General features: G+C 44.7%; 25 protein-coding genes and 2 pseudogenes. 15 read left to right on the top strand and 12 right to left on the bottom strand.

Annotated features, from left to right (window positions below; genetic code table 11):
• Both MiAbW_RS05360 and MiAbW_RS05355 read left to right on the top strand, forming a co-directional pair.
• On the top strand, positions 1-210 hold a 210-nt coding region (locus MiAbW_RS05360), incomplete at its 5' end, for a D-Ala-D-Ala carboxypeptidase family metallohydrolase (RefSeq protein ID WP_151695234.1).
• Between the two features lie 108 nt (positions 211-318).
• Positions 319-618, top strand: a complete 300-nt coding sequence (locus MiAbW_RS05355) for a hypothetical protein (RefSeq protein WP_151695233.1) — start codon at positions 319-321, stop codon at positions 616-618.
• 197 nt (positions 619-815) lie between these two features.
• On the opposite strand, the gene MiAbW_RS05350 is transcribed toward MiAbW_RS05355, so the two are convergent.
• Both MiAbW_RS05350 and MiAbW_RS05345 read right to left on the bottom strand, forming a co-directional pair.
• The gene (locus MiAbW_RS05350; RefSeq protein ID WP_151695232.1) at positions 816-1,718 is read right to left on the bottom strand and encodes a DNA adenine methylase; all 903 of its coding nucleotides are present in this window, start codon (positions 1,716-1,718) and stop codon (positions 816-818) included.
• 15 nt (positions 1,719-1,733) lie between these two features.
• Positions 1,734-1,853, bottom strand: coding sequence for an EcoRV family type II restriction endonuclease (locus MiAbW_RS05345; protein WP_238707196.1), 120 nt, complete (start codon positions 1,851-1,853; stop codon positions 1,734-1,736).
• Between the two features lie 298 nt (positions 1,854-2,151).
• On the opposite strand from MiAbW_RS05345, the gene ftsH2 reads away from it, so the two are divergent.
• Positions 2,152-4,038, top strand: a complete 1,887-nt coding sequence (ftsH2, locus tag MiAbW_RS05340) for an ATP-dependent zinc metalloprotease FtsH2 (RefSeq protein ID WP_151695231.1) — start codon at positions 2,152-2,154, stop codon at positions 4,036-4,038.
• Positions 4,039-4,102: 64 nt separating this feature from the next.
• Here ftsH2 and MiAbW_RS05335 read toward each other — a convergent pair whose 3' ends face one another.
• A complete protein-coding gene (locus MiAbW_RS05335; protein ID WP_151695230.1) occupies positions 4,103-4,315 on the bottom strand; it encodes a neurohypophysial hormones like protein in 213 nt (70 codons plus the stop codon).
• A gap of 37 nt (positions 4,316-4,352) precedes the next feature.
• Complete coding sequence (gene holB / locus MiAbW_RS05330) at positions 4,353-5,318, bottom strand: DNA polymerase III subunit delta' (protein ID WP_151695229.1); 966 nt, start codon at positions 5,316-5,318, stop codon at positions 4,353-4,355.
• Between the two features lie 12 nt (positions 5,319-5,330).
• Here holB and MiAbW_RS05325 point away from each other — a divergent pair, with 12 nt between their 5' ends.
• The gene (locus tag MiAbW_RS05325) at positions 5,331-5,672 is read left to right on the top strand and encodes a hypothetical protein (RefSeq protein WP_151695228.1); all 342 of its coding nucleotides are present in this window, start codon (positions 5,331-5,333) and stop codon (positions 5,670-5,672) included.
• A gap of 199 nt (positions 5,673-5,871) precedes the next feature.
• Here MiAbW_RS05325 and MiAbW_RS05320 read toward each other — a convergent pair whose 3' ends face one another.
• Complete coding sequence (locus tag MiAbW_RS05320; RefSeq protein ID WP_151695241.1) at positions 5,872-8,202, bottom strand: heavy metal translocating P-type ATPase; 2,331 nt, start codon at positions 8,200-8,202, stop codon at positions 5,872-5,874.
• Positions 8,203-8,642: 440 nt separating this feature from the next.
• On the opposite strand from MiAbW_RS05320, the gene MiAbW_RS05315 reads away from it, so the two are divergent.
• Positions 8,643-8,918, top strand: a complete 276-nt coding sequence (locus tag MiAbW_RS05315) for a BrnT family toxin (protein WP_151695227.1) — start codon at positions 8,643-8,645, stop codon at positions 8,916-8,918.
• Positions 8,887-9,153: a hypothetical protein gene (locus tag MiAbW_RS05310; protein ID WP_151695226.1), complete on the top strand. Its 267-nt coding sequence runs from the start codon at positions 8,887-8,889 to the stop codon at positions 9,151-9,153. Before MiAbW_RS05315 ends, MiAbW_RS05310 begins: the two co-directional genes overlap by 32 nt.
• 330 nt (positions 9,154-9,483) lie before the next feature.
• On the opposite strand, the gene MiAbW_RS05305 is transcribed toward MiAbW_RS05310, so the two are convergent.
• The gene (locus MiAbW_RS05305) at positions 9,484-10,749 is read right to left on the bottom strand and encodes a competence/damage-inducible protein A (RefSeq protein WP_151695225.1); all 1,266 of its coding nucleotides are present in this window, start codon (positions 10,747-10,749) and stop codon (positions 9,484-9,486) included.
• 209 nt (positions 10,750-10,958) lie between these two features.
• Positions 10,959-11,171: a DUF2839 domain-containing protein gene (locus MiAbW_RS05300; RefSeq protein WP_151695224.1), complete on the bottom strand. Its 213-nt coding sequence runs from the start codon at positions 11,169-11,171 to the stop codon at positions 10,959-10,961.
• Between the two features lie 153 nt (positions 11,172-11,324).
• Here MiAbW_RS05300 and MiAbW_RS05295 point away from each other — a divergent pair, with 153 nt between their 5' ends.
• The 9 genes and pseudogenes from MiAbW_RS05295 (at position 11,325) to murJ (ending at position 20,691) form a co-directional block, all read left to right on the top strand.
• A complete protein-coding gene (locus MiAbW_RS05295; RefSeq protein WP_151695223.1) occupies positions 11,325-12,560 on the top strand; it encodes an LL-diaminopimelate aminotransferase in 1,236 nt (411 codons plus the stop codon).
• A 91-nt stretch (positions 12,561-12,651) separates the two neighbouring features.
• Positions 12,652-13,488 (top strand): metallophosphoesterase, encoded by an 837-nt coding sequence (locus MiAbW_RS05290; protein ID WP_151695222.1) that lies wholly within the window; start codon positions 12,652-12,654, stop codon positions 13,486-13,488.
• Between the two features lie 148 nt (positions 13,489-13,636).
• The gene (locus MiAbW_RS05285) at positions 13,637-15,466 is read left to right on the top strand and encodes a tetratricopeptide repeat protein (RefSeq protein ID WP_151695221.1); all 1,830 of its coding nucleotides are present in this window, start codon (positions 13,637-13,639) and stop codon (positions 15,464-15,466) included.
• On the top strand, positions 15,466-16,572 hold the full coding sequence (locus MiAbW_RS05280; protein ID WP_151695220.1) for a glycosyltransferase family 4 protein: 1,107 nt from the start codon (positions 15,466-15,468) through the stop codon (positions 16,570-16,572). Before MiAbW_RS05285 ends, MiAbW_RS05280 begins: the two co-directional genes overlap by 1 nt.
• 309 nt (positions 16,573-16,881) lie before the next feature.
• Positions 16,882-17,521: pseudogene (locus tag MiAbW_RS05275) on the top strand (IS1 family transposase); the annotation flags it as partial.
• 251 nt (positions 17,522-17,772) lie between these two features.
• On the top strand, positions 17,773-18,006 hold the full coding sequence (secG, locus tag MiAbW_RS05270; protein ID WP_151695219.1) for a preprotein translocase subunit SecG: 234 nt from the start codon (positions 17,773-17,775) through the stop codon (positions 18,004-18,006).
• Complete coding sequence (locus MiAbW_RS05265; RefSeq protein ID WP_151695218.1) at positions 18,007-18,750, top strand: peptidase; 744 nt, start codon at positions 18,007-18,009, stop codon at positions 18,748-18,750.
• Between the two features lie 62 nt (positions 18,751-18,812).
• Positions 18,813-19,019, top strand: a pseudogene (locus tag MiAbW_RS20535) (hypothetical protein); the annotation flags it as partial.
• Positions 18,964-20,691 carry a murein biosynthesis integral membrane protein MurJ gene (murJ, locus tag MiAbW_RS05255; RefSeq protein WP_151695216.1) on the top strand — a complete coding sequence of 576 codons (1,728 nt, stop codon included), beginning with the start codon at positions 18,964-18,966 and terminating at the stop codon, positions 20,689-20,691. The pseudogene MiAbW_RS20535 and the gene murJ, both read left to right, overlap by 56 nt.
• Before the next feature lie 75 nt (positions 20,692-20,766).
• On the opposite strand, the gene MiAbW_RS05250 is transcribed toward murJ, so the two are convergent.
• The 5 genes from MiAbW_RS05250 to MiAbW_RS05230 all read right to left on the bottom strand — a co-directional run bounded on the left by MiAbW_RS05250 (position 20,767) and on the right by MiAbW_RS05230 (position 25,431).
• Entirely contained in the window at positions 20,767-21,096 is a 330-nt protein-coding gene (locus tag MiAbW_RS05250) for a HigA family addiction module antitoxin (protein WP_151695215.1), read from the bottom strand.
• A gap of 15 nt (positions 21,097-21,111) precedes the next feature.
• Positions 21,112-21,411 carry a type II toxin-antitoxin system RelE/ParE family toxin gene (locus tag MiAbW_RS05245; RefSeq protein ID WP_151695214.1) on the bottom strand — a complete coding sequence of 100 codons (300 nt, stop codon included), beginning with the start codon at positions 21,409-21,411 and terminating at the stop codon, positions 21,112-21,114.
• A gap of 116 nt (positions 21,412-21,527) precedes the next feature.
• Positions 21,528-22,178, bottom strand: a complete 651-nt coding sequence (locus MiAbW_RS05240) for a hypothetical protein (protein ID WP_151695213.1) — start codon at positions 22,176-22,178, stop codon at positions 21,528-21,530.
• Positions 22,179-22,219: 41 nt separating this feature from the next.
• Complete coding sequence (hisS, locus tag MiAbW_RS05235; protein WP_151695212.1) at positions 22,220-23,500, bottom strand: histidine--tRNA ligase; 1,281 nt, start codon at positions 23,498-23,500, stop codon at positions 22,220-22,222.
• Positions 23,501-23,520: 20 nt separating this feature from the next.
• Entirely contained in the window at positions 23,521-25,431 is a 1,911-nt protein-coding gene (locus tag MiAbW_RS05230; RefSeq protein ID WP_151695211.1) for a heavy metal translocating P-type ATPase, read from the bottom strand.
• Between the last annotated feature and the right edge of the window lie 41 nt (positions 25,432-25,472).

Below are 25,472 nucleotides of genomic sequence, written 5' to 3'. Positions count from 1 at the left end.
GGTGCGAGTAACTCTCAACATCTTTATGGTCGAGCGGTTGATATTCGACCAAGCAGCCCGGCATCATTAGCTAAATTTGAGGGGTTTCTTGATCGGTATTGGTTTGGAGCGCTAGGGTACGGAGCGCGTCGGGGGTTTATCCACATTGACACTCGGAACGGCAAAGGCTGGAGAAGTGGCGGCGAAAAAGGTCCGAGATGGGATTATTAGACAGGGGTATCGCTGAAAATAAAATCTCCCTTGACTTCTCAAGGAGATAGGGATGTTTGACAATGGGTGATGGTTACAAAAGTTCACACTAGACTGGCAAAGATTTTTATGGCTACTGACGAGCGCAAACGGCGCATTCTCGATCATCTCTCCAGAAGTACCACTGGTGCTGACTATATTCCCAAAAAACCGCTGCCAATTGTGGAAACTCCTCCGGTGGCAGCGGAACCTGTGGCAGCACCGCCTCCAGTAACTCCTTCACCGGAATTAACTGCTAAAGAGCGCAAAAGAAAGATAATGTCCCATCTTTCCATGAGTAGCGAAGATTTTGGCGAAATTACTAGCACTACTCCCGAAGAAAAGCGTAAACGCCAAATTAATGACCATCTGCGCCAAAGCCAAGGATAAATAGTAAGGAGTGAGAATTTGCAACTAGCCATAGGCATCTTCTAGACTGTTCTCACTCCCTCATTTTCTGCTGTCGATGGGAATAAGCTAAGACGCATTTAAAGTGCTTATTCTTAAGATTAGCCGAATCTCCCCCAATCCCTTTACTGTTGCCTCTTGCCTCTTGCCTCTTGCCTCGTCTCAACAAGCAATTTAAATTACGAACAGCTTAATGACAGTTGTTGCAAATCAGTTCCTCGCTCTGGCAACAAGGGAATGTTAAAGTTAGTGATGATCGCTTCGGTGATCGGATGGCGCAATTTTTCTGTGGAACCAACATGATAAAAATGCTGTTTAGTATAGATATAAAACTTATCAGCACTCCAATTTTTTTTAATTAAAGGATTGCTTCTAAACTGATTACTGTGCCAAGTGGACAAAATAAACCGACAAGAAATATCCTTTAAAATAGTCACCAAACAATCTTCATCCTCTTCAGACCAAGAGTTAAAATAATCGGCGTGTCTCCCTAAATAAGGAGGATCGAGATAGATCAAGTCTGTTTTTTGCCAATCAGATAAAGTCTCTCGGAAGTCAGAAGCTTGAAAATTATAATCAGTTTTAATAAGAATATTTTCTAGGGCAATAACTTGATTGACTATTTTGGTAATATATGCTTGAGAAAATCGTTCTGATTTATGACAGTAAGGTACGTTAAACTTTCCCTTGCGATTGAATCTCATCACGCCATTAAAACAGGAGCGATTGAGAAATAAAAAATCTAGAGAATTAGGAGCTTGATTAAATCTTTCTCGTACTTGATAATAATAACTTTCTCCCTGCTCCTTAAGAAATTGACCATTTTCTTGCAAAAAAAGCTTAACAGTTTTACTGGTAATAACTTGATTTTTTAGATTATTATAAAACTGGATAATATGAGTATTGGTGTCTGCAAGTAAAGCCTTTTGGGGATTAATATTAAAAGCCACCACTCCCGATCCAGAAAAGGGTTCTATCCAACGCCCAAAGCTCAGATCAGACACAATATTTTTAATATCTTTCACCAATTTAGTTTTAATTCCTTGACACTTAATCGGTGGTACAAGTGGCGTTAACTTCACTAAACACTCTCCTCATCAATAGTAATTTCTATCCATAGCAAACTTAGCTCCTGTTGGCTCGTGAATAAAGGTCAAATCAGGGTAAAAATTTTGTTGAGATACTAACTCTATCTTTAATGCGAACAGCTTATACACTGTGTAGTTTACACGCTCTAGAGTAAAGAATAGTAAAAACTTCTACTGTTAAATCTTGACCATAGATATAGTCCGTCTCTAATCCAGCTGATCCCAGAAACCATGAGACTCTTGTTAGAACACATGAACTAAAAAAATCTCTCGTCACCATTCTTGTCAGAATTATGAGAATTACGTTACATTTAGTTAAGATTTAATTGGCTGCGGGGATTAATCTCGAAAAAATAACGTAAAATCCTTGACAAAAACAGCTAAATGAGTTAAGCAAAAATCTTTATCCTAGAACCACTAAACAAACATGAAACTATCTTGGAAAACGATTTTACTGTGGACATTGCCCGCCCTCGTGGTCGGTTTTTTCCTCTGGCAAGGCACTTTTGCCACCGCCACCAGTAATATCGGCAATAACACCGCCAGTACCCGCATGACCTACGGACGCTTTCTAGAATACCTAGACAGTGGTAGGGTTGTTAGCGTCGATCTCTACGAAGGGGGCAGAACCGCGATCGTACAGGCCCTAGATCCAGAACTAGAAAACCGAGTACAACGCCTACGGGTCGATTTACCTGCCAATTCCCCGGATTTAATCGCCCGTTTACGGGATTCTAAAATTAGTTTCGATGCACACCCGATGCGGAATGACGGCGCTTGGTGGGGATTCCTCGGTAATCTACTTTTCCCCTTTTTGCTGATTGCCGCTCTCTTTTTCCTGTTCCGCCGTTCTAATAATATGCCAGGCGGCCCCGGTCAAGCGATGAGTTTTGGCAAATCAAAAGCTCGTTTCCAGATGGAAGCAAAAACCGGTATCACTTTTGATGATGTGGCAGGAATTGACGAAGCGAAGGAAGAATTACAGGAAGTTGTCACTTTCCTCAAACAACCGGAGAAATTTACCGCCGTTGGTGCCAAAATCCCCAAAGGAGTCCTGTTAGTTGGCCCTCCTGGTACGGGTAAAACCCTGTTAGCTAAAGCGATCGCTGGTGAAGCGGGTGTGCCTTTCTTCAGCATTTCCGGTTCGGAATTCGTGGAAATGTTTGTCGGTGTCGGCGCTTCTCGCGTGCGCGATTTGTTCAAAAAAGCCAAGGAAAATGCTCCCTGTTTAATATTTATCGATGAAATTGACGCGGTAGGTCGTCAACGGGGTGCCGGTATCGGTGGTGGTAACGATGAACGGGAACAACCCCTGAACCAATTATTGACAGAAATGGACGGTTTCGAGGGGAATACAGGAATTATTATCATTGCCGCCACTAACCGCCCCGATGTTCTCGATTCCGCTCTCATGCGTCCGGGCCGTTTTGATCGCCAAGTAACCGTCGATGCGCCCGATTTTAAAGGTCGTTTAGAGATTTTAGACGTTCACGCCCGCAATAAAAAGCTGGCTAACGACGTTTCCATCGAAGCGATCGCCCGTCGCACTCCGGGGTTCAGTGGAGCAGATTTAGCCAATTTACTGAACGAAGCGGCAATTTTAACCGCCCGTCGTCGCAAAGATGCCATTACCCTCCTAGAGATAGATGACGCGGTAGATCGCGTTATCGCCGGTATGGAAGGCACTCCTTTAGTCGATAGCAAGAGCAAGCGCTTAATTGCTTATCATGAAGTGGGTCATGCGATCGTGGGTACGCTCTTAAAAGATCACGATCCCGTCCAGAAAGTGACTCTGATTCCCCGGGGACAGGCCCAGGGTTTAACTTGGTTCACTCCCAACGAAGAACAGGGTTTAACCACGAAAGCGCAGTTAATGGCCCGAATTTCCGGGGCTTTAGGTGGTCGCGCGGCCGAGGAAGAAATCTTCGGCTATGATGAGGTGACTACCGGTGCCGGTGGTGATTTACAGCAAGTTTCTGATATGGCCCGCCAGATGGTGACTCGTTTCGGGATGAGCGATTTGGGTCCTTTGTCCCTAGAAAGTCAAGGGGGTGAGGTGTTCCTCGGTGGCGGTTTGATGACTCGTTCCGAGTATTCTGAGAAGGTCGCTACTCGTATCGATGATCAGGTGCGATCGATCGTGGAACACTGCCATGAAATTTCTCGGCAAATTGTCCGCGATCATCGCGAAGTGATCGATCGAGTGGTGGACTTGCTGATCGAAAAAGAAACGATCAATGGGGAAGAATTCCGGCAAATTGTGGCTGAATACGCCTACGTTCCCGAAAAAGAACAGTTTGTACCACAGTTATAGGTTGATTTCAATCTATAGGCGATCGGGTGGGTTAAGACTCACCCGATTTTTTTGTATTAGGGATTTAGTCATCATCATCGTCATCGTCTTTATTCTGGTCATTATCACCGTCTTTTTGTTGGTTTTCCCCGTCTTTATCGTCATCTTCGTCTTTTTGAGGCGATTCCACCGTGGTAGGGACGTTTTTCGGTTCTTCGGCTTCTTTTGCTCCCTGACAAGCGCCTAAAACCGTAGTCAAGCTTAACAGAATCAGCAAAACTAAGGATTTGATTTTCATGGTCTTTCTCCCCACTCGATCGATAAATATAACAATTTTAAGACTTTTGGGCGGTGGATAGCTTGGCTAATGCCAAGAAAGTGCATTCCCAGACTAAACGGGGTTGAACGTAGGCCAACAGCTGCCGGCGGGTTTTTTCCAGGATTTCTAAAATCGATCGCTCTCGTCGTCGTTGCCAATCCTCATACTGAAGATAACTCACATACCATAATTGGGTTTCCGTGTCAAGAGTTTGAGCGATAATTTTGGCTAATTCCAGTGCTTGGGAGAGTTTTAGGGGAAATTTGCTGAAAGATCGCGGTAAATCTTGGGGGAGACTGTCGAGAAACTCTAAAGCGGAGATCGCTTCTCCGGGACTACCTTGAGCTAAACCGAGAATTGCCGGATAATTAAGAACGCGAGCGTGTCCGTTAGAGCGGAGGACTTGAGCGAGATTTTCTTCCGAAAGGCGCTGAAAAGGGATATGTTGACAGCGAGAAACGAGAGTCGGTAGTAAAGAGGAGGGACTGGGAGCAATCAGGATTAAAGTGGCTTTCCCCGGTTCCTCAAGCGTTTTTAAGAGGGCATTTGCCGCCGATTCCGTCATGGTGTCTGCTGCCTCGATTACCACCACAGAGCAGGCCGATTCGAGGGGAGGACGACTTAAAAAGTTAGTAATCTCGCGAATTTGTTCGATGCGGATTTGCGCGGGAGCTTTGCGCTTGAGATTGTTTTCCTGTGCTTCTTTTGCGGTGAGCAGTTTGCCTTGGTGTTGATAAGTGGGTTCAATCCAGAGTAAATCGGGATGATTGCCACCGAGAAAGCGTTTCAGGATTAATTCTCTTGTTTCTGGCGATCGATCTCTAGTTAACAAGTCTTGACAGAAACATTTTGCTGCTAGATTGCGTCCAATCCCCTTAGCGCCGGCGAATAAGTAAGCGGGAGCGATAGAATTGACTTCAAGCGCTCTTTGTAGTAGTTCAATGGCCTGATTTTGACCGATTAACCTTGACCAATTTATCATCTTTTCCCTGCCATGGCTCGCTATTGCTGTTCCTATTTTGTCGGGATTTCTCCTCATCAGACCGGGTTTTTATACGATGATATATTAAGTTTGGGTGAATTTGAAATCATCAAGCGCCGGTCCGATGTCTTGCTTTTATCGGAGGTTCCTAACGATGCTCTCTTTCCCCAGTTAGTGAAAGTGGAATTGTTTATCCATCCTCCCACTAGCTCGGAACTTCAGATCGATTTATTGGTAAAAAATCATGAATTGCCCCTGAGAATTAATAATCGTTGTCGGCGATTTTTTGAATCTATTCACCAGATTATTACCAACAATTATCAAGGTCAATCCCTGACCAGAATTACCGCTTAACCCGATTTGTCCCTGTCTCCGTTAACTGACAAAGACAGGGACAAAATACCATCTTGGCTCTCTTGGGTAACGAACCACAAAGACACAGAGGACAAAGAGATTGATCGCTCCTGTATCAGTTAAACTTATCACACAAAGAATAAGAGAGCCGCTCTTTTTGGTGCTTTATAGATTTATCGAGAAAAAATCGGTAATTGCTTTAGTTTTTGCCTTCCTGCGTCGATTTGAGCGGAGGAAATTGACGACGTAAAAGCAGGGAATTACTCACTACCATAACCGAACTAAAAGCCATTAAAGCTGCTGCTAGGGCCGGACTGAAAGCTAGACCCCAACGGGGCAGTAATAAACCACCGGCAATGGGAATAGCAAAGGTATTATAACCCAAAGCCCAAAAAAGATTTTGTCGGATTTTTTGCCATGTGGCCAGACTTAAATGCAGAGATTGCACCACATCCTCTAGGCGATCGCTAATTAAAACGATCCCGGCCGTTTCCATGGCCACTTCCGTGCCACCGGCCAGAGCAATACCGATGTTAGCCTGTCCTAGTGCAGGAGCGTCATTGATACCATCCCCGACCATAGCCACGATTTTGCCCTCTTTTGTCTGTAGATCGGCAATTAAAGCCGATTTTTCGGCGGGAGCAACTTGGGCATAAAATTGACTAATACCCAAACTATTAGCGATCGCTGTCACCACTTCTTGGCGATCGCCACTGAGTAAAATCACCTCTAAACCGAGTTTTTGCAACTGATTCACGGTTGTTTGAGCATCGGGACGCAATCGATCCTGAAACGCGATCGCGCCGAGTAATTGTTCTTCCCTACCCAGATAAATCACCGTTTTACCCGCCTGTAAAAGCTCTTGAATCCCCCAGATAGTTTCATCGATTTTAATGCCGTTCTGCGCCAACCATTGCCGATTTCCCAGAACAATTTTTGACCCCTGCACCCTTGCCGAAACTCCCAATCCGGCCACAGTTTGAAAATCTTCCCCCGTCAGGTTAGTAGGAAGAGTAACCGCGTCTAAAATCGCCTGAGCGAGGGGATGATTAGTACCACTCTCCACTACTGCCGCTAATTGTTGAATTTCCAGGGGATTAAGCTCAGAAAAACTCAAACAATCGGTAATTTCTGGATGACCTTGGCTAAGGGTTCCCGTTTTGTCAAAAACCACCGTTTGCAGTTGCGAGACGGTTTCCAAAACATCACCCCCTTTAATTAAAATACCCCGTTCGGCTGCTAAACTGGTTCCCACCAGTAGGGCCGTCGGTGTGGCTAAACCGAGAGCGCAGGGACAAGCGACCACAAGCACGGAAATCGCTAATTTTAGGGACAAAAGTAGGGGAGAAGTGGGTTGAATCATCTCGTGGTGTCCTGTGGTTGACCCTAACACCTCTGGAAACAGCCTAGTTCCCCAAAAATACCAAAAGAGCAGCACAATTAGGGCAATTATCATGACTCCGTAGGCAAAATAACCCGCTACCCGGTCCGCTATCTTCTGTACTGGGGCCTTGCGAGTTTGGGCTGATTCCACGGCTGCGATAATCTTAGCTAGGGTGGTATCGGTCCCCACCTGACGAGTTTGCACGGCGATCGCACCAGAGAGATTGAAACTGCCAGCAATGACTAAATCTCCCATTTCCTTAACCACCGGCAGCGATTCCCCCGTTAACAAAGCTTCATCTACTGTGGTTCTTCCCTGAATAATCTCCCCATCCACGGGAATTTTTTCCCCAGGTAAGACGCGCACCCATTCCCCGACGCGCAGCTGTTCCACCGGAATCGCCACGCCCACACGGTCATCTGTACTACCAATCAGGTGAGCCACTGCCGGTTGTAGGGAAGTAAGCGCTTCTAAGTCTGCGGCCGCGCGATGACGGGAATGCGCTTCTAGAGTCCGCCCGAGGAGAATAAACCCTAACAGCATGACTGGTTCATCGAAAAAGCACTCTAGACCGAGATTAGGGAAGATAAGAGCCAAACAACTGGCTATATAGGCGCTACCTGTGCCTAAACTAACGAGAGTATTCATATTTGGCATCCCGTGCCGTAATCCCCGCCAACCATCGATGAAAATATCGCGGCCGGGGAATAAAATGGCTAGGGTGGCTAAAGTCCAGTGAAAAGCAATACTTTGAAAGATGGGGATTTCTGGTCCCCCGATGTGGTGTAAGTGACCGATCAGGGAAAAAACCAGTAAACAACAAGCGATCGCTAATCGGTATAATTGTTGTTGCCGTTCTTTTTGTTGGTTTTGCAGCCGTTGATTTTGTTGAGAAAGGGGAGTCGATGAGCTGCGCGGTTGGGTGGGGAATCCGATCGCGGTTAATTTTGCAGCTAACTGCTCTGGTGCGATCGCATCTGGTTGGTATTCAATCACGGCAATTTCCGTGATTAGGTTAACTTGGGCCGATTTTACCCCTTGATTTTGGCTGAGTTGTCGTTCTACGGCACTCACACAGCCGGCGCATTTCATGCCTTTTACGTCTAGAGTAGCGGTTTTTAGTCCAGTTTCGGCGGCTAGGATCATGGAAAAAGTAGGCAAAGATGGTCTTTACTTCTATCCTAGAAATTCTCGGCCGATTTTTAAACTATTTTGGCCTGTAGGGTTACAGATAGATGAAATTTCAGGTAGCCGATCTTGTAGTGGATTGTTTCAGCTAATTTGGTGTATTAGAAAAATGCTATAAATTCTATAATCTAAGACTTTAAGCCGAAATCTATTGCCCTATTTTAGCTGAAACAGTCCAGTAGGGTGCGTTAATGAAATGTAACGCACCTGATCTAATGTTCAAAATTCGTGCGTTATGCTGACGCTAACACAGGCTACATCATATCGATCGCCAAGATTAAGTGATTGCCAAAGCGATCGGTCATAACACAGTTTGATCGTTCCGATCGTTAATGAAATGTAAAGCATCTTTTGATACTAAACTTAAGTTTTGAAATGGAGTAGCAAGTGTTGTTTAGATGCAATTGGAATGGAATCCAGACAAAGCAAACTCAAACTGGAAAAAGCATGGTGTTTCATTCAACGAGGCATCTACTGTTTTCAACGATCCTTTATCTATAACATTCCCTGATCCAGATCATTCCTATGGTGAGGAGCGTTACGTTATCATTGGATTATCAAATGCTAATCGCATCCTGATAGTCCCTCATACAGATCGAGCAGATCGAGTTCGGATTATCAGCGCACGAGAGGCAACCCGAAATGAGCGGAGATTTTATGAAGATGGAGAGTAACCACGAGCTAGAAGACGACTCAAGACCTGAGTATGACTTTAGCAAGATGCAGGGTGGTGTTAGAGGAAAATATGTCGAACGCTACAGAGCAGGAACAAATATAGTATTACTAGATCCTGATGTTGCTCAGGCATTTCCAACCAGTGACTCGGTTAATGAGGCACTTCGACTACTCATGCAAATCACCCAAAGGCAGAAGTCTAACAATGCGTTGGAGCCGACTTCTCAAATGTGATCTTCAAAAGTCAAAACTTAATTACGGCGACTCAACTTACTGCCGTTAGTGCAATCGCTATCGCTGTAGGGTGCGTTCCCTAATGCCGGGTTTTTGGGAACGCACCCTGCCCATTGATTGAAGCTGTGAGTCTAAGTGGGATGCCGAAGGCACTGCCTAGCAGTACGCCGATCTTGTCGGGCTAGGGGCGGGCTATAATGAACATCAATAGATAGTCCGTCCTCAGCAGTTAGAAAATAATGCCTCAAGCACTCGAAGCCGTATTTGATTGGACAGTCCTTCAACTAGAAGAATCCTTAAACCTAGCGGCAGGCACGAGGGTGACAATTATCATTGAAAGTGTTTTACCCAATGGAGTAAATTCCGGCGTAGGCGATCAAGGGCGGTATAAGCACTAATCTGGCGAATGGTCAAGCGCTCTCGATTTTCTCCGAAACAATGCTCAGATACAGTCACTTTTCCGTCAGGACTGGCTAAACCGATATAAACTAGACCCACGGGTTTCGTCTCACTGCCTCCTCCCGGTCCGGCAATACCCGTGATACTGATCCCCCAATCGGTAGCGAGGCGTTTTTGCACCCCTAGGGCCATCTGTTGGGCAACAATGGCACTGACAGCACCGAAATTATTTAAATCCCGTTCATTTACGTCTAAGAGGGCAACTTTTACCCGATTATCGTAGGAAATAACCCCACCCCAAAAATAATCGGAACTGCCGGCGATTTGGGTGATAATTTCCCCTAATCCTCCTCCAGTACAGGATTCTGCCACACTCAAAGTTTGTTTTTGTCGCCGCAACAGTTGCCCCACCACTGCGGGTAAAGTATCATCATCAGCCCCAAAATAATCTAATCCGGCGATTTCCTTAATTTCCGTCGCTACCGGTTCAATTACCTGCAAAGCAGCCTCTAAAGAAGGGGCTTTCGTAGCAATTCGCAAACGAACTTCGCCTAAACCAGCATAGGGGGCAACGGTGGGATTAGTCAGATCAAATAAATGGGCTACTTTTTCCGCTAAAGCTGACTCACCGATACCGCGAAATTTCAGAGAACGACTATAAATCCTCTCTTTGCCCCATCCTTGACTTTCTAGGTAAGGAATCGCCGTTTCTACCCACATTCTCTTCATTTCTGAGGGTACTCCGGGGAAAGTGAGAATAGTCACGTTAGCCTGTGGTTGCCAGATCATGCCGGGGGCGGTTCCCGTCAGATTTGGCAAAAAATCGGCTCCCACCGGTATTAAAGCCTGTTTACTATTACTAGGAGGCATTTCTCGTCCTAAACTCGTAAATTTAGCCTCGATTTCCGCTAGAATCTCCTGATCTTCTCTAAGGGGCGTTTGAAAAAAATCGGCGATTGTTTCTGTGGTTAAATCGTCGGGAGTCGGTCCGAGTCCGCCAGTAAAAATTAAAATTGAAGAACGTTCTAGGGCAATAGCGATCGCTTTTTTCAGTCTTTCTACATTATCCCCCACCACCGTTTGATAATAATGGGGAATGCCTAATTTTGCCAATTCTAGGGCTAAATATTGGGCGTTAGTATTAACTATATCCCCTAATAATAATTCCGTTCCTACACAAATAATTTCAGCGGCCATAATTTTTGACAATTAGCTTAAGATTTTCAATTTTGATCATCAACTGATCTCCTGTCACCATCGTTCGATCGGGGTTCGGTAACGATGATCATCAAAAAACCTTAACCCCAGAATACTCAACCGCCACCAAGAAATTTTATGGAAAAGTCAACCAAACCGATTTTAAAGTCTGTATTGCCTCTCTGATTACCTGATCGCCCCCAAGTTGTTTATTGGACATCCCACCAACCGAAAGCCGGCCCGACAAAGCGAATAACCGCCCAAACCCCAGCTAGAACTCCTATACCAATCCATGCCCCCCTAGTGGTTAACTTGTAAGCTTGGGCTGCTTGACTTTTGGTAATCGGTAGCCAAGGCAGGATATTTTCCTCCTGTCCATACTTATCACCCAGGGCCGATTGACGACGTTTTGATTCACCCATACTAATGTCAATTATTAAGAGGTTTTGATCTGATTGTATATCGAAAGACAACCGCCGACACCCAATCCTAGTCCATCAAGGAGGGCGATCGAAACTGACGGCCGATGACCGACTATTATAGAATTAAAGGTTGCGACTGAAACGAGAATAATTATGGCAACCATTAACAGTAATTACTTAAAACTAAAAGCGGGTTATCTTTTTCCGGAAATTGCCCGACGAGTCCAAGCTTTTGCGGCAGCCAATGCCGATGCTAATATTATCCGTCTGGGGATTGGGGATGTCACCGAACCTTTGCCCCTAGCTTGTCGCGAGGCCATGATCAAAGCAGTGGAGGAAATGGGCGATCGCTCTAGCTTTAAGGGTTACGGGCCGGAACAGGGTTATGCTTGGTTAAGGGAGAAAATCGCCGTCCATGATTTTCAGGCTCGCGGTTGTGATATAAGTGCCGATGAAATCTTTATTTCCGACGGTTCTAAGTGCGATACGGGCAATATTCTCGATATTTTTGGAGATAATAACTCGATCGCCGTGACCGACCCAGTATATCCCGTTTACGTCGATACTAACGTTATGGCTGGACACACGGGAGGGGTCAACGACCGCGGCGAATACGAGGGCTTGATTTATCTGCCAATTACCGCCGAAAATAACTTTACTGCCCAGATTCCGACGGAAAAAGTCGATTTAATCTATCTGTGTTTTCCCAACAATCCCACTGGGGCTACAGCTACCAAAGAACACTTGACAGCTTGGGTTAATTATGCTAGGGCCAACGGATCGATTATCTTTTTTGATGCAGCCTACGAGGCCTTTATCACCGATGCCAGTTTACCCCATTCCATCTACGAAATCGAGGGGGCGCGGCAATGTGCGATCGAATTTCGCTCTTTTTCTAAAAATGCCGGTTTTACTGGAACCCGTTGCGCTTTAACCGTGGTTCCCCAAAGTCTCATGGCCAAAGCGGCCGACGGGACGGATGTGCAACTCTGGAAACTGTGGAATCGTCGGCAATCGACCAAATTTAACGGCGTTTCCTACATTGTCCAACGGGGGGCCGAGGCGGTTTATTCTCCAGAAGGACAAGCACAAGTACAAGAACTTGTCAAGTTTTATTTACAAAATGCAACAATTATCCGAGAAAAATTAACCGCTGCTGGTTTAGAAGTCCATGGCGGTGTAAATGCGCCCTACGTTTGGGTAAAAACGCCCCAAGGTCTATCGAGTTGGGATTTCTTCGATAAACTGCTACATACTTGTAATGTGGTGGGAACCCCTGGATCTGGCTTTGGGGCTGCTGGAGAGGGTTATTTCCGGCTATCGGCTTTTAATAGTCGTGCCAACGTCGAGGCTGCTATGGAGAGAATTATCAGTAAATTTCCAGGCTAATCCTCAAGAGAGGGATGTTTGCAGAAGCGTCCCCCAACAACCCCATCGGGAATTGATAGACTGGTAACTACTCACCGACAACGGCTCACCGATGCGACCCTTTTGGTTAGAATCCTTACAGGTAGAAAGATTAACGATCGCAATTGCTGGCCTACCGGCAGGTCTGCAAGGGATCAAGTTGGTGCAGTGGTCAGACCTGCACTGCGATGAACAGCATTTGCCTGTAGCTGTCCTGCAAGAAGCGATCGCCATTACTAATCAGGAAAAACCCGATCTCATCTTCCTGACGGGGGACTTTATTACCCATAGTCCCAGGCCAATTTTTGCCCTAGTCGAGAGCATAAAAGCTCTCAAAAGTCAAGGGGGTATTTATGCTTGTTTAGGAAATCATGACAGTTATCTTCCCAACGCCAGGGAAACGGTCAGCTCAGCCCTAACTAGCGTGGGAATTCGGGTACTCTGGAATGAAATCGTCACACCCTACGGCGAAAACTTTCCCATCGTCGGATTGGCCGATTATTGGTCTGGGGAGTTTTTACCGCAAATCCTCGAGCAAATTGCTCCCGATATACCCAGACTCGTCATTTCCCACAATCCCGATACAGCCATGGTTTTAAGGGATTGGCGAGTGGATTTGCAGTTATCGGGTCATACCCACGGAGGCCAAGTGACTATCCCCGGTATCGGTTCCCTACCGATAATTTTAGAGGAACTTAGGCGATCGCTGCCCGAACCCTATGGTCAATGGGTTCCCCTTCACCGGCAGTTTAGCAGGGTAGTCCGATACTGGCAATGGTCTGAGGGATTTCATCGAGTCGGGGAAAATCAATTATATGTGAATCGAGGCTTAGGAACCTATTTTCCCGGTCGTCTTTTTTGTCCCCCCGAAGTGACGGTAATTACTTTGATCAACAGGAGTCAGTCTTGAATAAGTTATCAGTGAGCAGTTATCAGTCATCAGATTTGAGTTTTAAGTGAACAGTATTAAATAGAAGTTTCCTACTGTATTTTCACTGTTTACTTTTTACTGATTCCTAATCACTTTTTACTGTTTACTGATAACTGAAAAACCCCCTATGACAGAAAATAAAGATAACTTCAACGACACTTATAATGCACTAATTGAGCGCATTGTCAATCTAACTTTAGAAGGAAAAATTAGAGCTAAATCACAGGTTTATAACCTTTTAGCCGAGGGAGTAAAAAATGGCACAGGAGAAATTTTTGAGCGTTGTTTAACTGAAAAAATAATCGTTACTCGCTCACAGTTAGAAACAAAAATTAAAGCGACTAGGGTGTTGCGCGCTCTGGAAACCATCGAAAGTGAATGGGAAAATTATCAAAAAACCAATCAGCAAAATTCTCTCACTGAAGCGGCGATCAATAGTCTGGTGAAAATTGATCGAGAGGATCGTTTACTAACTTTAGTGAATTTAATTGATCCCAATCAAAATAATGCTTTAACCCTAGAACAATTACAAAAGTTAGCCAAGCATTTACAGACAGTTTCTCAGCAGCGGGGAGAAGCGGATTTATGGCAAATTGCCACGGGAATTAATCTGGGTTTAAATACTTGGTCAAATTTATCGAATGATCTCACCAGTTGGCTCTACGAACAAAATCGCAATCTTGGTTTTACTAATGATAATGAGCGAGTGACACCCTGGCAAATTTGGGCAAGTAAAGTTAATCCCTCTTGGTTAAAACGAGTCTTAGAAAGTTTAGCTAATCAACAAGCTTTTGATTCTATCACTCAGGATTTAACTTTAACCGATTGGGTAGAAACTGCTATTGTTTTTCAATATATCCAGAGAGGACTAATTAACTTTTTTGATCAGCGTATCTACAGCGAAAAATTAGGGGCAAAATTATCCATTTCTACCTTTCTCACCTTTGCTTTAATTTGGTCGCTGTTAACCAATAGTTTCGAGCAAGTTAGTAAAAATTCCCTCTATAGTCGGGGCTGTTTTCAGATGGCTTTACAAATTCTGAGAACCTTTGCTAAACGGGATTATTTTCCTTTATACGGGGGAATTTTCGCCTCCTTTTCTGGCAGTTATCTCAAGGAAGCATTAGATTATTTATCAATTCCTCTACGTTATGTGGAAGGTACGGGAGAAAAGGCGAGAATTTTAACTTTAATTGCCTATTCTAATCGCATTCGCGGCTACTATCCACAGGCCAGAGAATGTCATCAACAAGCTTTAGAAATTGCTCGTCAACAGCAGGATTATGCTTGTGAAATAGCTAATTTAAACCATTTATCCCGTCTCAATGCTATCCAGAAAAACTATGCAGAAGCGATTAATTTAAGTCAGAGAGCTTTAATTTTAAGTCGTCAACAGGGTAATAGTTTAGGACAGGCTAACGCTTTAGCTAATTTGGGTTATAGTCAGGTACAAGAAGCACAACAGTTAGAGAGATATGATCCAGAAATTTATCAAAGTTCGATCGAGTATTTAAACCAGGGATTAAAGTTAGCGGAAAGTCTCCAGGATTGGCAGAGTAAATCCCTTTGTTGTAGCAGTTTAGGTCTGGCCTATATTATCCTTGAAAGACCCCAAGAAGCGATTAATATTCTCCTGCAAGGATTGGAATCGGCCAAATACTACGGAGATGTATATCTGCAAGGTTTATTACTAACTTATTTAGGCGAAGCTTACTATCAAGACAAGAATTTTGAACAGGCAATTTATATGGGTTCTCTAGGAATGTATTGGCTACACGAAATCGGTGCAGTGGAATGGCGACAAGCTGCTAGTCTGTTAACGGTTATTCGCGGCAAAAATATCGCAGCTTTTGAGCAGACTTTCAGTCAGGAACGTTCCTCCCTGATTAAATCTATTGGACTGGAAGGCTACCAATATATCTCAGAAATTCTCAGCAAATATCAACAGGGTAATTAGTGAATACACAGCATAAGTTATTAATTAATCTCTCCGTACTTTTTCCCCAACCCACAGGAATCAGTACCTACATTCTTAACCTCTTACCCTACCTGAAAAATTTAGAACCAACCCTACTAACAGCTAATAGTTATCCCGACTTTAACTGTTATTCTATCCCGAAGGGTCTCGGCCCCGATCGAGGAGCGAAAGGTCATTTAAAACGCTTACTCTGGACTCAGTGGCAGTTACCGTCAATTTACCGACAATTAAAGGCCAATTTACTCTTTTCTCCCCTCCCGGAAGCACCGATAAATTCTCCCTGTCGCTTTGTCGTCATGGTCCACGATTTAATTCCCCTGCGGTTTCCCAGTTTTACTTCCCCCTTAACTCACTATTTCCGTTATTATGTGCCGCAGGTATTACAACAGGCAAAACATATTATCTGTAACTCTCAGGCAACGGCCAAAGATATCACTGAATATTATCAAATTCCCGCCGATAAAATTACTTCTATTCCCCTAGCCTACGATCATCATCACTTTCGCCCCATTGAAGATAATAAGCCAGAGCATCCCTATTTTCTCTATCTCGGTCGTCCCAATCCCTATAAAAATTTACCGCGTTTAATCGCCGCTTTTGCCCAACTGCCCCCAGATTTAACCGATTATCGTCTTTGGATTGCTGGCAGCTTTGATCGCCGTTATACCCCCAATTTACAACAACAAGCGCGAGAATTAGCGGTCAGCGATCGCATTAAATTTCTCGACTATATCCCCTACGATGAGCTGCCCAAAGTGATCAGTCAAGCCACTGCTTTGGTCTTCCCTAGTCTCTGGGAAGGCTTCGGATTGCCCGTTTTAGAGGCTATGGCCTGCGGTACCCCCGTCATTACCTCAAATTTGTCATCTTTGCCAGAAGTCACGGCAACAGCGGCAATTTTAATCGATCCCTATCGAGTCGAGTCCCTAGCCGATGCCCTGACAATTATCGCTCAAGATCGACAATTACACTCAAAATTAAGTTATCTAGGCAAAAAACGAGCCAATGAGTTTAGTTGGCAAAAAACCGGTCTAGCTACAGCCGCAATCTTAAATCAATATCTAGGGTTGGCTGAATATCAGTAGAAGCTTTGCTAGAAAAGGGTTTTGTGCTTTTTTAGCCCCAAATAGGATTGAGACCTTCAAAAACCGGTAATGATTCGGTAGTAGTGGCGTAGCTCTCTTGCTTACCTGGTATGAATTGTGTAAAATATTTATTAATAAAAATAATTGGAACCCGATCAGTCTTTAAACCTCTAGCTTGATCATGACTTTTCTGATAAATATCTTTTTCTGGCTCCTGTCTGGCTTACTCAAATATCAGTCTAGCACCGAACAAAGTACCCCCCTAGTTCACCTCTATTCCCCTGTCCTAATTGTGGTTCTCACCATAGTATCAAGAATGGTTCTATTCATAATCGAAAACCCAAACGTCAATGTAAAAAATGTGGTCGTCAGTTTGTGATCAATCCCACTAATAAAACCGTCTCTGACGAAACCCAACAATTAATTGATAAACTCTTGCTCGAACGAATTTACTTACGAGGAATTGCTAGAGTAACAGGGGTAAGTTGGTCATGGTTACAAAATTATGTCAACGTCTCGACTTCGCGGTTCGGCGTGAGCTCACGGCCGAAGCCTGAGAGAATCCGAAGGGTGGTCTTTGGTTTTTTCTAAGACGATAAAGGTTTATATCTGGCTGGCAATTGATAGAAAAACAGGAAAAATTATTGGTTGCTATTTAGGAGATAGGAGTCGTCAATCAGCCAAAAAACTTTGGAACCAGTTTACCCGGTGTTTACCGAAAATGCGCTGTTGCTTACACAGACTTTTGGGAGTCCTATAAGACAGTAATTCCCAGTAAACGTCATCGACCAGTCGGGAAAGAAACTGGTCAAACTAATCATCTTGAAAGATTAAATAATACCTTTCGACAAAGGATTTCTCCGCCAGTGAGAGAGAGTCTATCTTTCTCTAAAAAAATGGAGAATCACGTTGGGGAGCCCTTTGGTATTTTATCCATGACTACAATGCACAGCAAAGCAAAGGATTAAGCCGCCATCACTACTACCGAATCACCACCTTAGACTTTATGCTCGATGAGGCCATCCCTGTTACTCGCATTAATTCCTCTTGATTTTGGATTGGGAGCTACACGGCCAAAGCGTTTTGTATTCTGTATTTCTTGCTACATTCTGAATTTGGAATTGCTGGTCTAAACTCCAGTTCAAAGCTGACGGCTTGATAACTGCTATACTTTGTAATGGAAAATAGAGAGTAATGATCATGACAGTGGTGCTGGTAGTACAGATTATTTGGGCGCTGGCGGCGGCCTTTCTGGCGATTTTGGTGTTGTTACACAGTCCCAAAGGGGATGGTATTGGCGGTATTGGCGGTCAATCACAGATTTTTACCAGCGCAAAAACGGCGGAAAAAACCTTAAATCAGGTGACTTGGTCCTTGGGGACGGTATTTATCACCCTAACCATTGTACTGAGCGCCGGCTGGTTAAATCGCTAAATGCTAAGAGGTTGGTTCTCTTTTCTAGGACTCGCAGCCTTGGCGAGTCTTTTGCTGTTTTCCTATTCTCTGATTGCCGACAGTCGCTCGCTACCGGAGTTAAAAACCCATCCTTTGCCCGCTAATTTAGCCCAATGGCAAGAGCAAAACCAACCCGGGGATTATTTTGATGCTGTGGAAATCAGTCCCGTGGGAGCGTTGATTTGGTCGCAATTTCCCGTGAAGATTTACGTTCAGAGCGATCGCAGTTCTTGGCTGAGTTTGGTACAACAGGCGATCGCTGAATGGGGGCAGTATTTGCCGATCGAGTTGGTAAATCGGGCAGAATTGGCCGATATCCTCATTAAACAGGAGTTACCGCCGTCGGGAGTCCGTTTTAATCCCGAAACCGGTAAGTTAGAACTGCCCCGGGTGCGTTCTGCCATAACACAATACGAGATTTTTGTCAAGGAAAATCGCCTAACTCATCGGATGAGTATCCAGATTAGTCCTAATTTAGCTGATCGGTCGGCCTTAGCGGCAGCGCGGCACGAATTAGGTCACGCTTTGGGAATTTGGGGTCATAGTCCCCTAGAGACGGATGTGATGTATTTCGCTCAAACTAGAGATATTGCCCCGATTTCTAGCCGGGATATTAACACTTTAAAAAAGGTTTATCAGCAGCCAACTCAGTTAGGTTGGCAGATGGATAAGCTTCTCAATAGTGAGGTGCAAAGTTTTCTTTTTCGGGAGACAGGAGACTAGGAGGAGAAAAAAGACAACAGACAACTAAAATATCCGTATAACCTCTGATTATGTCAAATTTATCGGCGTTGTCAGAATCAAGAATCGCTACAGCAATAGTGTTTTCTCCGCCATCAAATGTGAGAACATCCCCCAATGGCAATATCATCTGTTCAGTCAGAGAAAGTAGAACCATCAATATTTATGGTTCGGTTGGCCCTTGGTATGATGGGGATGTCTGTGGGGAAATGGGTCTTATACACTCCAGTCAAATTAAATTTGACAACTAGAGAGCGCTTTTCGGCGGGAACACAGAAACGGGTAGAATCAATCAATGCAGTTGTTTTCTTTCGAGGTGTCATCATTACTAAGAAAGCTACCCGTTCCTTAGCCGGCATTGCCGGAATTGTCGCCGTTGCCACCTTAATCAGTAAGGTTTTTGGTTTAGTCCGCGAACAGGTAATCGCCGCTGCCTACGGTGTTGGGCCAGTGGTGAACGCCTACGCTTTTGCCTACGTTATCCCCGGTTTTCTGTTAATTCTCCTCGGTGGTATTAACGGCCCCTTTCACAGCGCTTTGGTCAGTGTTTTGGCCAAAAGAGATAAATCCGAGTCTGCGCCGATTGTCGAGACTATTACCACCCTAGTCAGCGCGATTTTATTAGCTGTCACCGTCTTTTTAATCGTTTTTGCCAATATTTTTATCGATGTTCTCGCCCCCGGTTTAGATGCCGCCACCCGCAGCATGGCCATTCAACAACTGCAAATTATGGCCCCCATGGCGGTTTTAGCCGGTTTAATCGGCATCGGTTTCGGTACTCTCAACGCGGCGGACCAATACTGGCTACCGAGTCTCAGTCCGCTTTTTTCCAGTGTGGCGGTGATTATCGGGGTGGGTTTGCTGGCCTGGTCACTTGGCGATCGCATTGATGAGCCGCAATATGTGCAACTGGGGGGTTTTGTCCTCGCCGGCGGTACTCTCGTTGGGGCGCTCTGGCAATGGTTAGCACAAGTGGGCGCACAAGTCAAGGCAGGTTTAGGAAAATTAACATTTCGTTGGGATTGGCGTATTCCGGGGGTGTCGGAGGTGTTGCGGGTGATGATTCCGGCGACCTTATCTTCGGGAATGTTGCATATTAACGTTTATACTGACCTCTTTTTCGCTTCTTTTATCGAAAATGCCGCCGCATCCATGCGTTACGCCAGTTTTATCGTTCTCACGCCCTTGGGCATCATGTCCAACATGATTCTCGTGCCGTTTATGCCGATATTTTCTCGACTGACGGAACCGGAAAATTGGGGAGAATTGAAGCAAAGAATCCGTCAGGGTTTATTATTGACGGCTTTAACCATGTTACCCTTCACCGCTATCTTTATCGCCCTCGCTTTCCCGGTAGTGCGGGTTATCTATCAACGGGGTGCCTTTAATCTGGCTGCCTCGGAACAGGTGGTTCCCGTATTAATGGCCTACGGTTTCGGGATGTTTTTCTATCTCGGCCGCGATGTTTTGGTACGAGTGTTCTATGCTTTGGGTGATGGCGACACTCCCTTTAAGGTGAGTATGGTGAATATTTTTCTTAATGGTGTGCTGGATTTCCTCTTGTATAAACCTTTTGGTACTCCGGGGATTGTTTTAGCAACCGTGGGGGTTAATATCATTTCTATGGGCATTTTTACGGTAATTTTAAATCGTCGTTTAGGGGGTTTACCCTTGGGAGAATGGGGTTTATCCTTATTGGGATTAACGGTAATTACAATGCTTTCTGGTGTTGCTAGTTGGGGTGCTAGTTGGGGCTGGGAAAAGGTTTTCGGTGCCAGTAATATTTTCCTACAATTATTACAGTTAGGTTTTGCTTCGACCGTAGCGGTGGGTTTATTCCTCCTCGGTGCGATGTTATTGAAGTTACCGGAATTAGACCTATTAATCTCGCGATTTCGTCAGAAGTTCTTGAAAAAATACTAGGTTTAAGTTGCTGCCTCACTAGATTAAAGAAGGGTTAAACCCCAGCTAATACCAAATCAGTTTTTAAGAGTCTGATTAACTCCCTCCCTCGCTCGTAATTACTGTTATAGGGGACGGAAGAATTTTTTCAATTTGCTCGCTCTCTTTTTGTTTAATATCAAACAAATCGAATCGGATTTGAAGATTTAACCAAAAATCAGGAGAGACTTGCAAGTATTTAGCTAGTCTTAAAGCGGTGCTAGGGGTAATCCCCCGACGACCGTTGACGATTTCGTTAATTTGCCGGTAGGGAACTCCGATTGCGTCGGCAAGTTGACGTTGTGTGATTCCCATCGGCCGCAAAAATTCCTCTTTCAGCATCTGGCCCGGATGGGTGGGTCTTCTATGGGTAGGTATGCGAACCATGCTTATACTCCTTTTTTAACTGGAATGATAATCAACGATTTCAACCATTTTTGCCCCATTTACAGTCCAGATAAAACAGATACGGTACTGATCATTGATTCGGATACTATACTGACCTTGTCGATCACCGACTAAAACCTCTAAACGATTATTAGGTGGAATGCGGAGGTCATCTAGGGAGGTCGCCGAATCGACTAAATCGAGTTTTCGCCGGGCCACGTTCCATAAATTTTTAGGACAGACTTTCCGCGCTTTTTTTGTATCCTCACCGTTGAAAATATCTTCAGTAGCTGTATTCCTGAACGAGAGGATCATAATAACACGGTAGCACGTTTGTCATGTTAGACATTGTTATATCGGAAATGCCAGTTTCCTTGTTTTGACTTTCCCGACCGACTCCTAACCCCAGCAAGAAACTTTTTCAGCAAACCCTATTTATTTTTAGGAATTGGGGGAAGTTGCGGTGATTTTCGGCGGGAATTAGAACCGGATATTTTCGGGGGTAGGGGTGCAGAATTGCGATTAGATAAACTTTGAAGGCTCTTTTTCATATTAGCAGGTTCTGGCAGTTCTAGAGTTACCCCTTCTCTAGCAGTCATTGTTTCCTCTGGTAGGCATAAATCAAAAACAAAGGCAGAATTATTGGTTAAATCGGCAAATTCTAATTTTACCATCTCCGCAGAGGATTCTCGTGCTAATAAAGGTTCAATTTCGGTTTTAATTAACTGTTCTAATTGAGCCAGATAATTGATCTTAACAGGAGTAACAATTAAAGTTAACATTTCTTGCCAACCTTGCCCCCCTAATTCGGCCAGAATATCCCCATAACAGCGAATTTTCCAGCTACCTATTCCTAAATCTCGATAGGAAAAAATTTCCAGCCAACCCCCGGCATCCGATCGATAATAATGGGTATATCGTTCGCTACTTTCGGGAGATTCGTAATCGATACGCACTTCAATATGAGCAAAAGGAGAATCCAGACGGGCCAAGAGACGATAGTTTCCCGAGACAATTTCTAGGGTATTAGTAGAAATTGTGCGTCCGTGATTCTCCCCTTGTTTTTGCAGTATAAATTCCATAATCTTAGCCTAGGCCTAATGTTTGCCCATGACGCTAAAACTTAGGATTTGTGCCGAGAGATTTGCGCTTTTAATTCCCCTGCTTGTGTCAATAAATCCGCTTGAGTTAGACTAATTTGTTCTTGGGTGGCCATCCATTTCAGTTGTACCGTGCCATTTTCAGCCTCAGCATCCCCCAAAATTATACAGCCCACGGCCTTAGCTCGATCGGCCCGTTTAAATTGTTTCCCGAAAGCGCTGCCGCTTAAGTCTAACTCGACGCTAAACCCCAATCCGCGTAATTGCTGGGCTAACACCACACTGCGGGACTCAGCTTTTTCTCCTTTGGAGACAAGATAAAAATCGGGAACCAAAAAAGATAAAGATTGCTTTTGCTGTAATAATATAATCAGACGTTCTAAACCGATCGCCCAACCCACTGCTGGTGTGTCTGGTCCGCCTAATTGAACTATTAAACCATCATAACGACCACCACCGCAAACCGTGGCTTGAGCACCTAAATCATCGGACTGAATTTCAAAGGCTGTATGGGTGTAATAGTCCAATCCTCGCACTAAACAGGGATTAAGATTATAGATAACTCCCAAATCGGTTAGTAAAGATTGCACCCGTTCAAAATGCTTTTGAGAATCACTACCGAGATGTTCAAGAATACTGGGGGCATTCTTACAGATAATCTTGGTTTTCTCGTCCTTACTATCCAAAATTCGCAGGGGATTTTTTTCTAATCTCTGTTGAGAATCCGCGTCTAAATCAGCTTTGTAGGGAGTCAAATAATCTAGCAGGGCCTGACGATAATTTTGCCTATCTTGGGCATTTCCCAGGGAATTAATATCTAATTTTAGGTTTTCTAGCCCCACAGCTTTTAATATCTCGCTGGCAAGGGTAATTACTTCCACATCCGCCCTAGGGTCATCAGTTCCCAACAATTCGACCCCGATTTGATGAAACTGTCGCTGCCTACCCGCTTGCGGACGTTCATAACGAAACATCGGCCCCTTATACCAGAGTCTTTGTACTCCTCCGGAGGCCTGTAATTTGTGTTCAATATAGGCGCGAACGACCCCAGCCGTTCCCTCCGGTCGCAAAGTCAGGGAACGTTGACCGCGATCGAGGAAAGTGTACATTTCTTTACCTACCACGTCCGTCGCTTCCCCGATACCCCGTTCAAAAAGTTGCGTCTGTTCAAAAATGGGAGTTCGTATCTCTTGATACAGCGCAGTTCCTAAAATTCTGCTGGCAGTTTCCTCTAACCACTGCCAGTAACCGACCTCCGCCGGTAAAATATCTTTTGTGCCTCGGATTGCCTGGATTTCGCCCATAGTTGTCTGTATTTTTATCCCTATTTGAACAATCTTAAACCGCTGAGAGTCACTAATACCGTCGATCCTTCATGACCGATGACACCTAGAGGTAAAGTTATATCACCGGCAAAATTGGCTATGAGCAATATGCCGATAAACGCGAGGGCGAAAGTGATATTCTGTTTAACGATGCGATTGGCACGACGACCGAGGTTAATTGCGCTGGGAATTTTGGCTAAATTATCGGACATAAGGATAATATCGGCCGTTTCCAAGGCCACATCACTACCAGCTTTTCCCATGGCAATCCCCACATTAGCCATAGCTAAAGCGGGCGCGTCATTAATGCCATCCCCCACCATAGCGACAGTGTGATATTTTTCTTGGAGATTTTGGATAACGGTTAACTTATCTTCTGGCAGTAAATCAGCGTAAACCTCCTCAATACCGAGTTTTTTAGCGACTTGATCGGCACTTTGTTGATTATCACCCGTAATTAAAACTATATGTTCGATACCGATCTTTTTTAGCTGCTTCACCAGATTAACTGCTGAGTCACGAAGGGTATCGGCCACAGCGATCGCCCCGATTATTTGATTCTCTTGTACTACCCAGACGAGGGTTCTGCCTTCTTTTTGTAAACGTTCGCGGATAGCTAGGATATTCTGGTCAAGATCAGCAATATGGTCACGAATATAGGCAAAATTGCCCACAGATACCGACTTATCGCCAATTTTTCCCGTGATACCCCGTCCCGATACCGCTTGTACCTGATTAGCACTGAAGAAATTTATACCACGTTCCCTGGCTGTGGCGGTAATAGCAGACCCGATGGGATGTTCCGAACAGGATTCTAGGGCTGCAGCCACCGCTAACACCTCATTTTCGCTGACTGCATGGATAGGGATAATTTCCACCACTTGCAACTTACCAAGGGTGAGAGTGCCGGTTTTATCAAAAGCGATCGCTCGTATGCGGCCGATCATCTCCAATCTTGCGCCATTTTTGAATAAAATTCCCTGTTTTGCCCCGTTAGCGATACCCGATAACAAAGCTGGCATAATTGAGGCCATTAAAGCACAGGGAGAAGCCACCACGAGAAAAATTAAGGCCCGATAGATAGTAGTTTCCCAGGTCCAACCCCAGAAAAAAGGCGGTAAAGTACCGAAAATTAAGCCTAAAATCACGATAATTTTCGCATAACCCCGCTCGAAACCTTCGATAAACTGTTGGGAGGGAGGGGATTCATTTTGTGCTTTTTCTACCAAACGAATCACCCTCTCAATTAAGCGACTTTCGGGGGGAGTTTCCACCTTTAAACGTAGCACTCCCGCACCGTTGAGAGTTCCCGCAAAGACTTCTTCCCCGATGGTTTTATCCACGGGAAACGATTCCCCAGTAATTGGTGCTTGATTAATGGGACTGTTTCCCTCCATAATAATGCCGTCAATGGGGATTAATTCACCCGGTTTGACCAAAACTGTGTCACCGATGTGTAATTGCTTGATAGGAACCTCTTTTTCGCTGTCTCCCGTGATTAATCTGGCAGTATCGGGAGTCATGGCCATGAGAGAACGAATATTGCGATCGGTTTTTGCCATGGCAATCTGTTCTAATGCACCACTAATAGCGAAAATCAGGATTAAAACGGCTCCATCGATGATGAGATAGTAATTACTATCCCAGAGTCCCAAAATCGCCGCCCCCAAGGCCGCTACAATCATTAACAGGTCCACATCTAGTTCTTTTTCCTCCCATAAAGTCGTCAATCCTGCTTGGGTACTCTCGTATCCTCCCACCAGATATGCGATCGCCAGTAGGATTAAAGCTAGGCCGATCAGATTAAGGTGTAGGCATAACCAACCAAAAAAGACTAAAATAGCGCAAATTCCTGCGGCAACTGCCGAGGAATACTCAGACAACCAAGAGGACGAAATACTCTGAATCATGGATCGATGGCAATTAATTCTCTCCCCATTCTAGAAAACAT

This window comes from Microcystis aeruginosa NIES-4325 (assembly GCF_008974145.1).
Classification (GTDB): Bacteria; Cyanobacteriota; Cyanobacteriia; order Cyanobacteriales; family Microcystaceae; genus Microcystis; species Microcystis aeruginosa_G.
The sequence above is the reverse complement of the archived record's forward strand: the minus strand, read 5'-3'. Positions and strand labels throughout refer to the sequence as shown.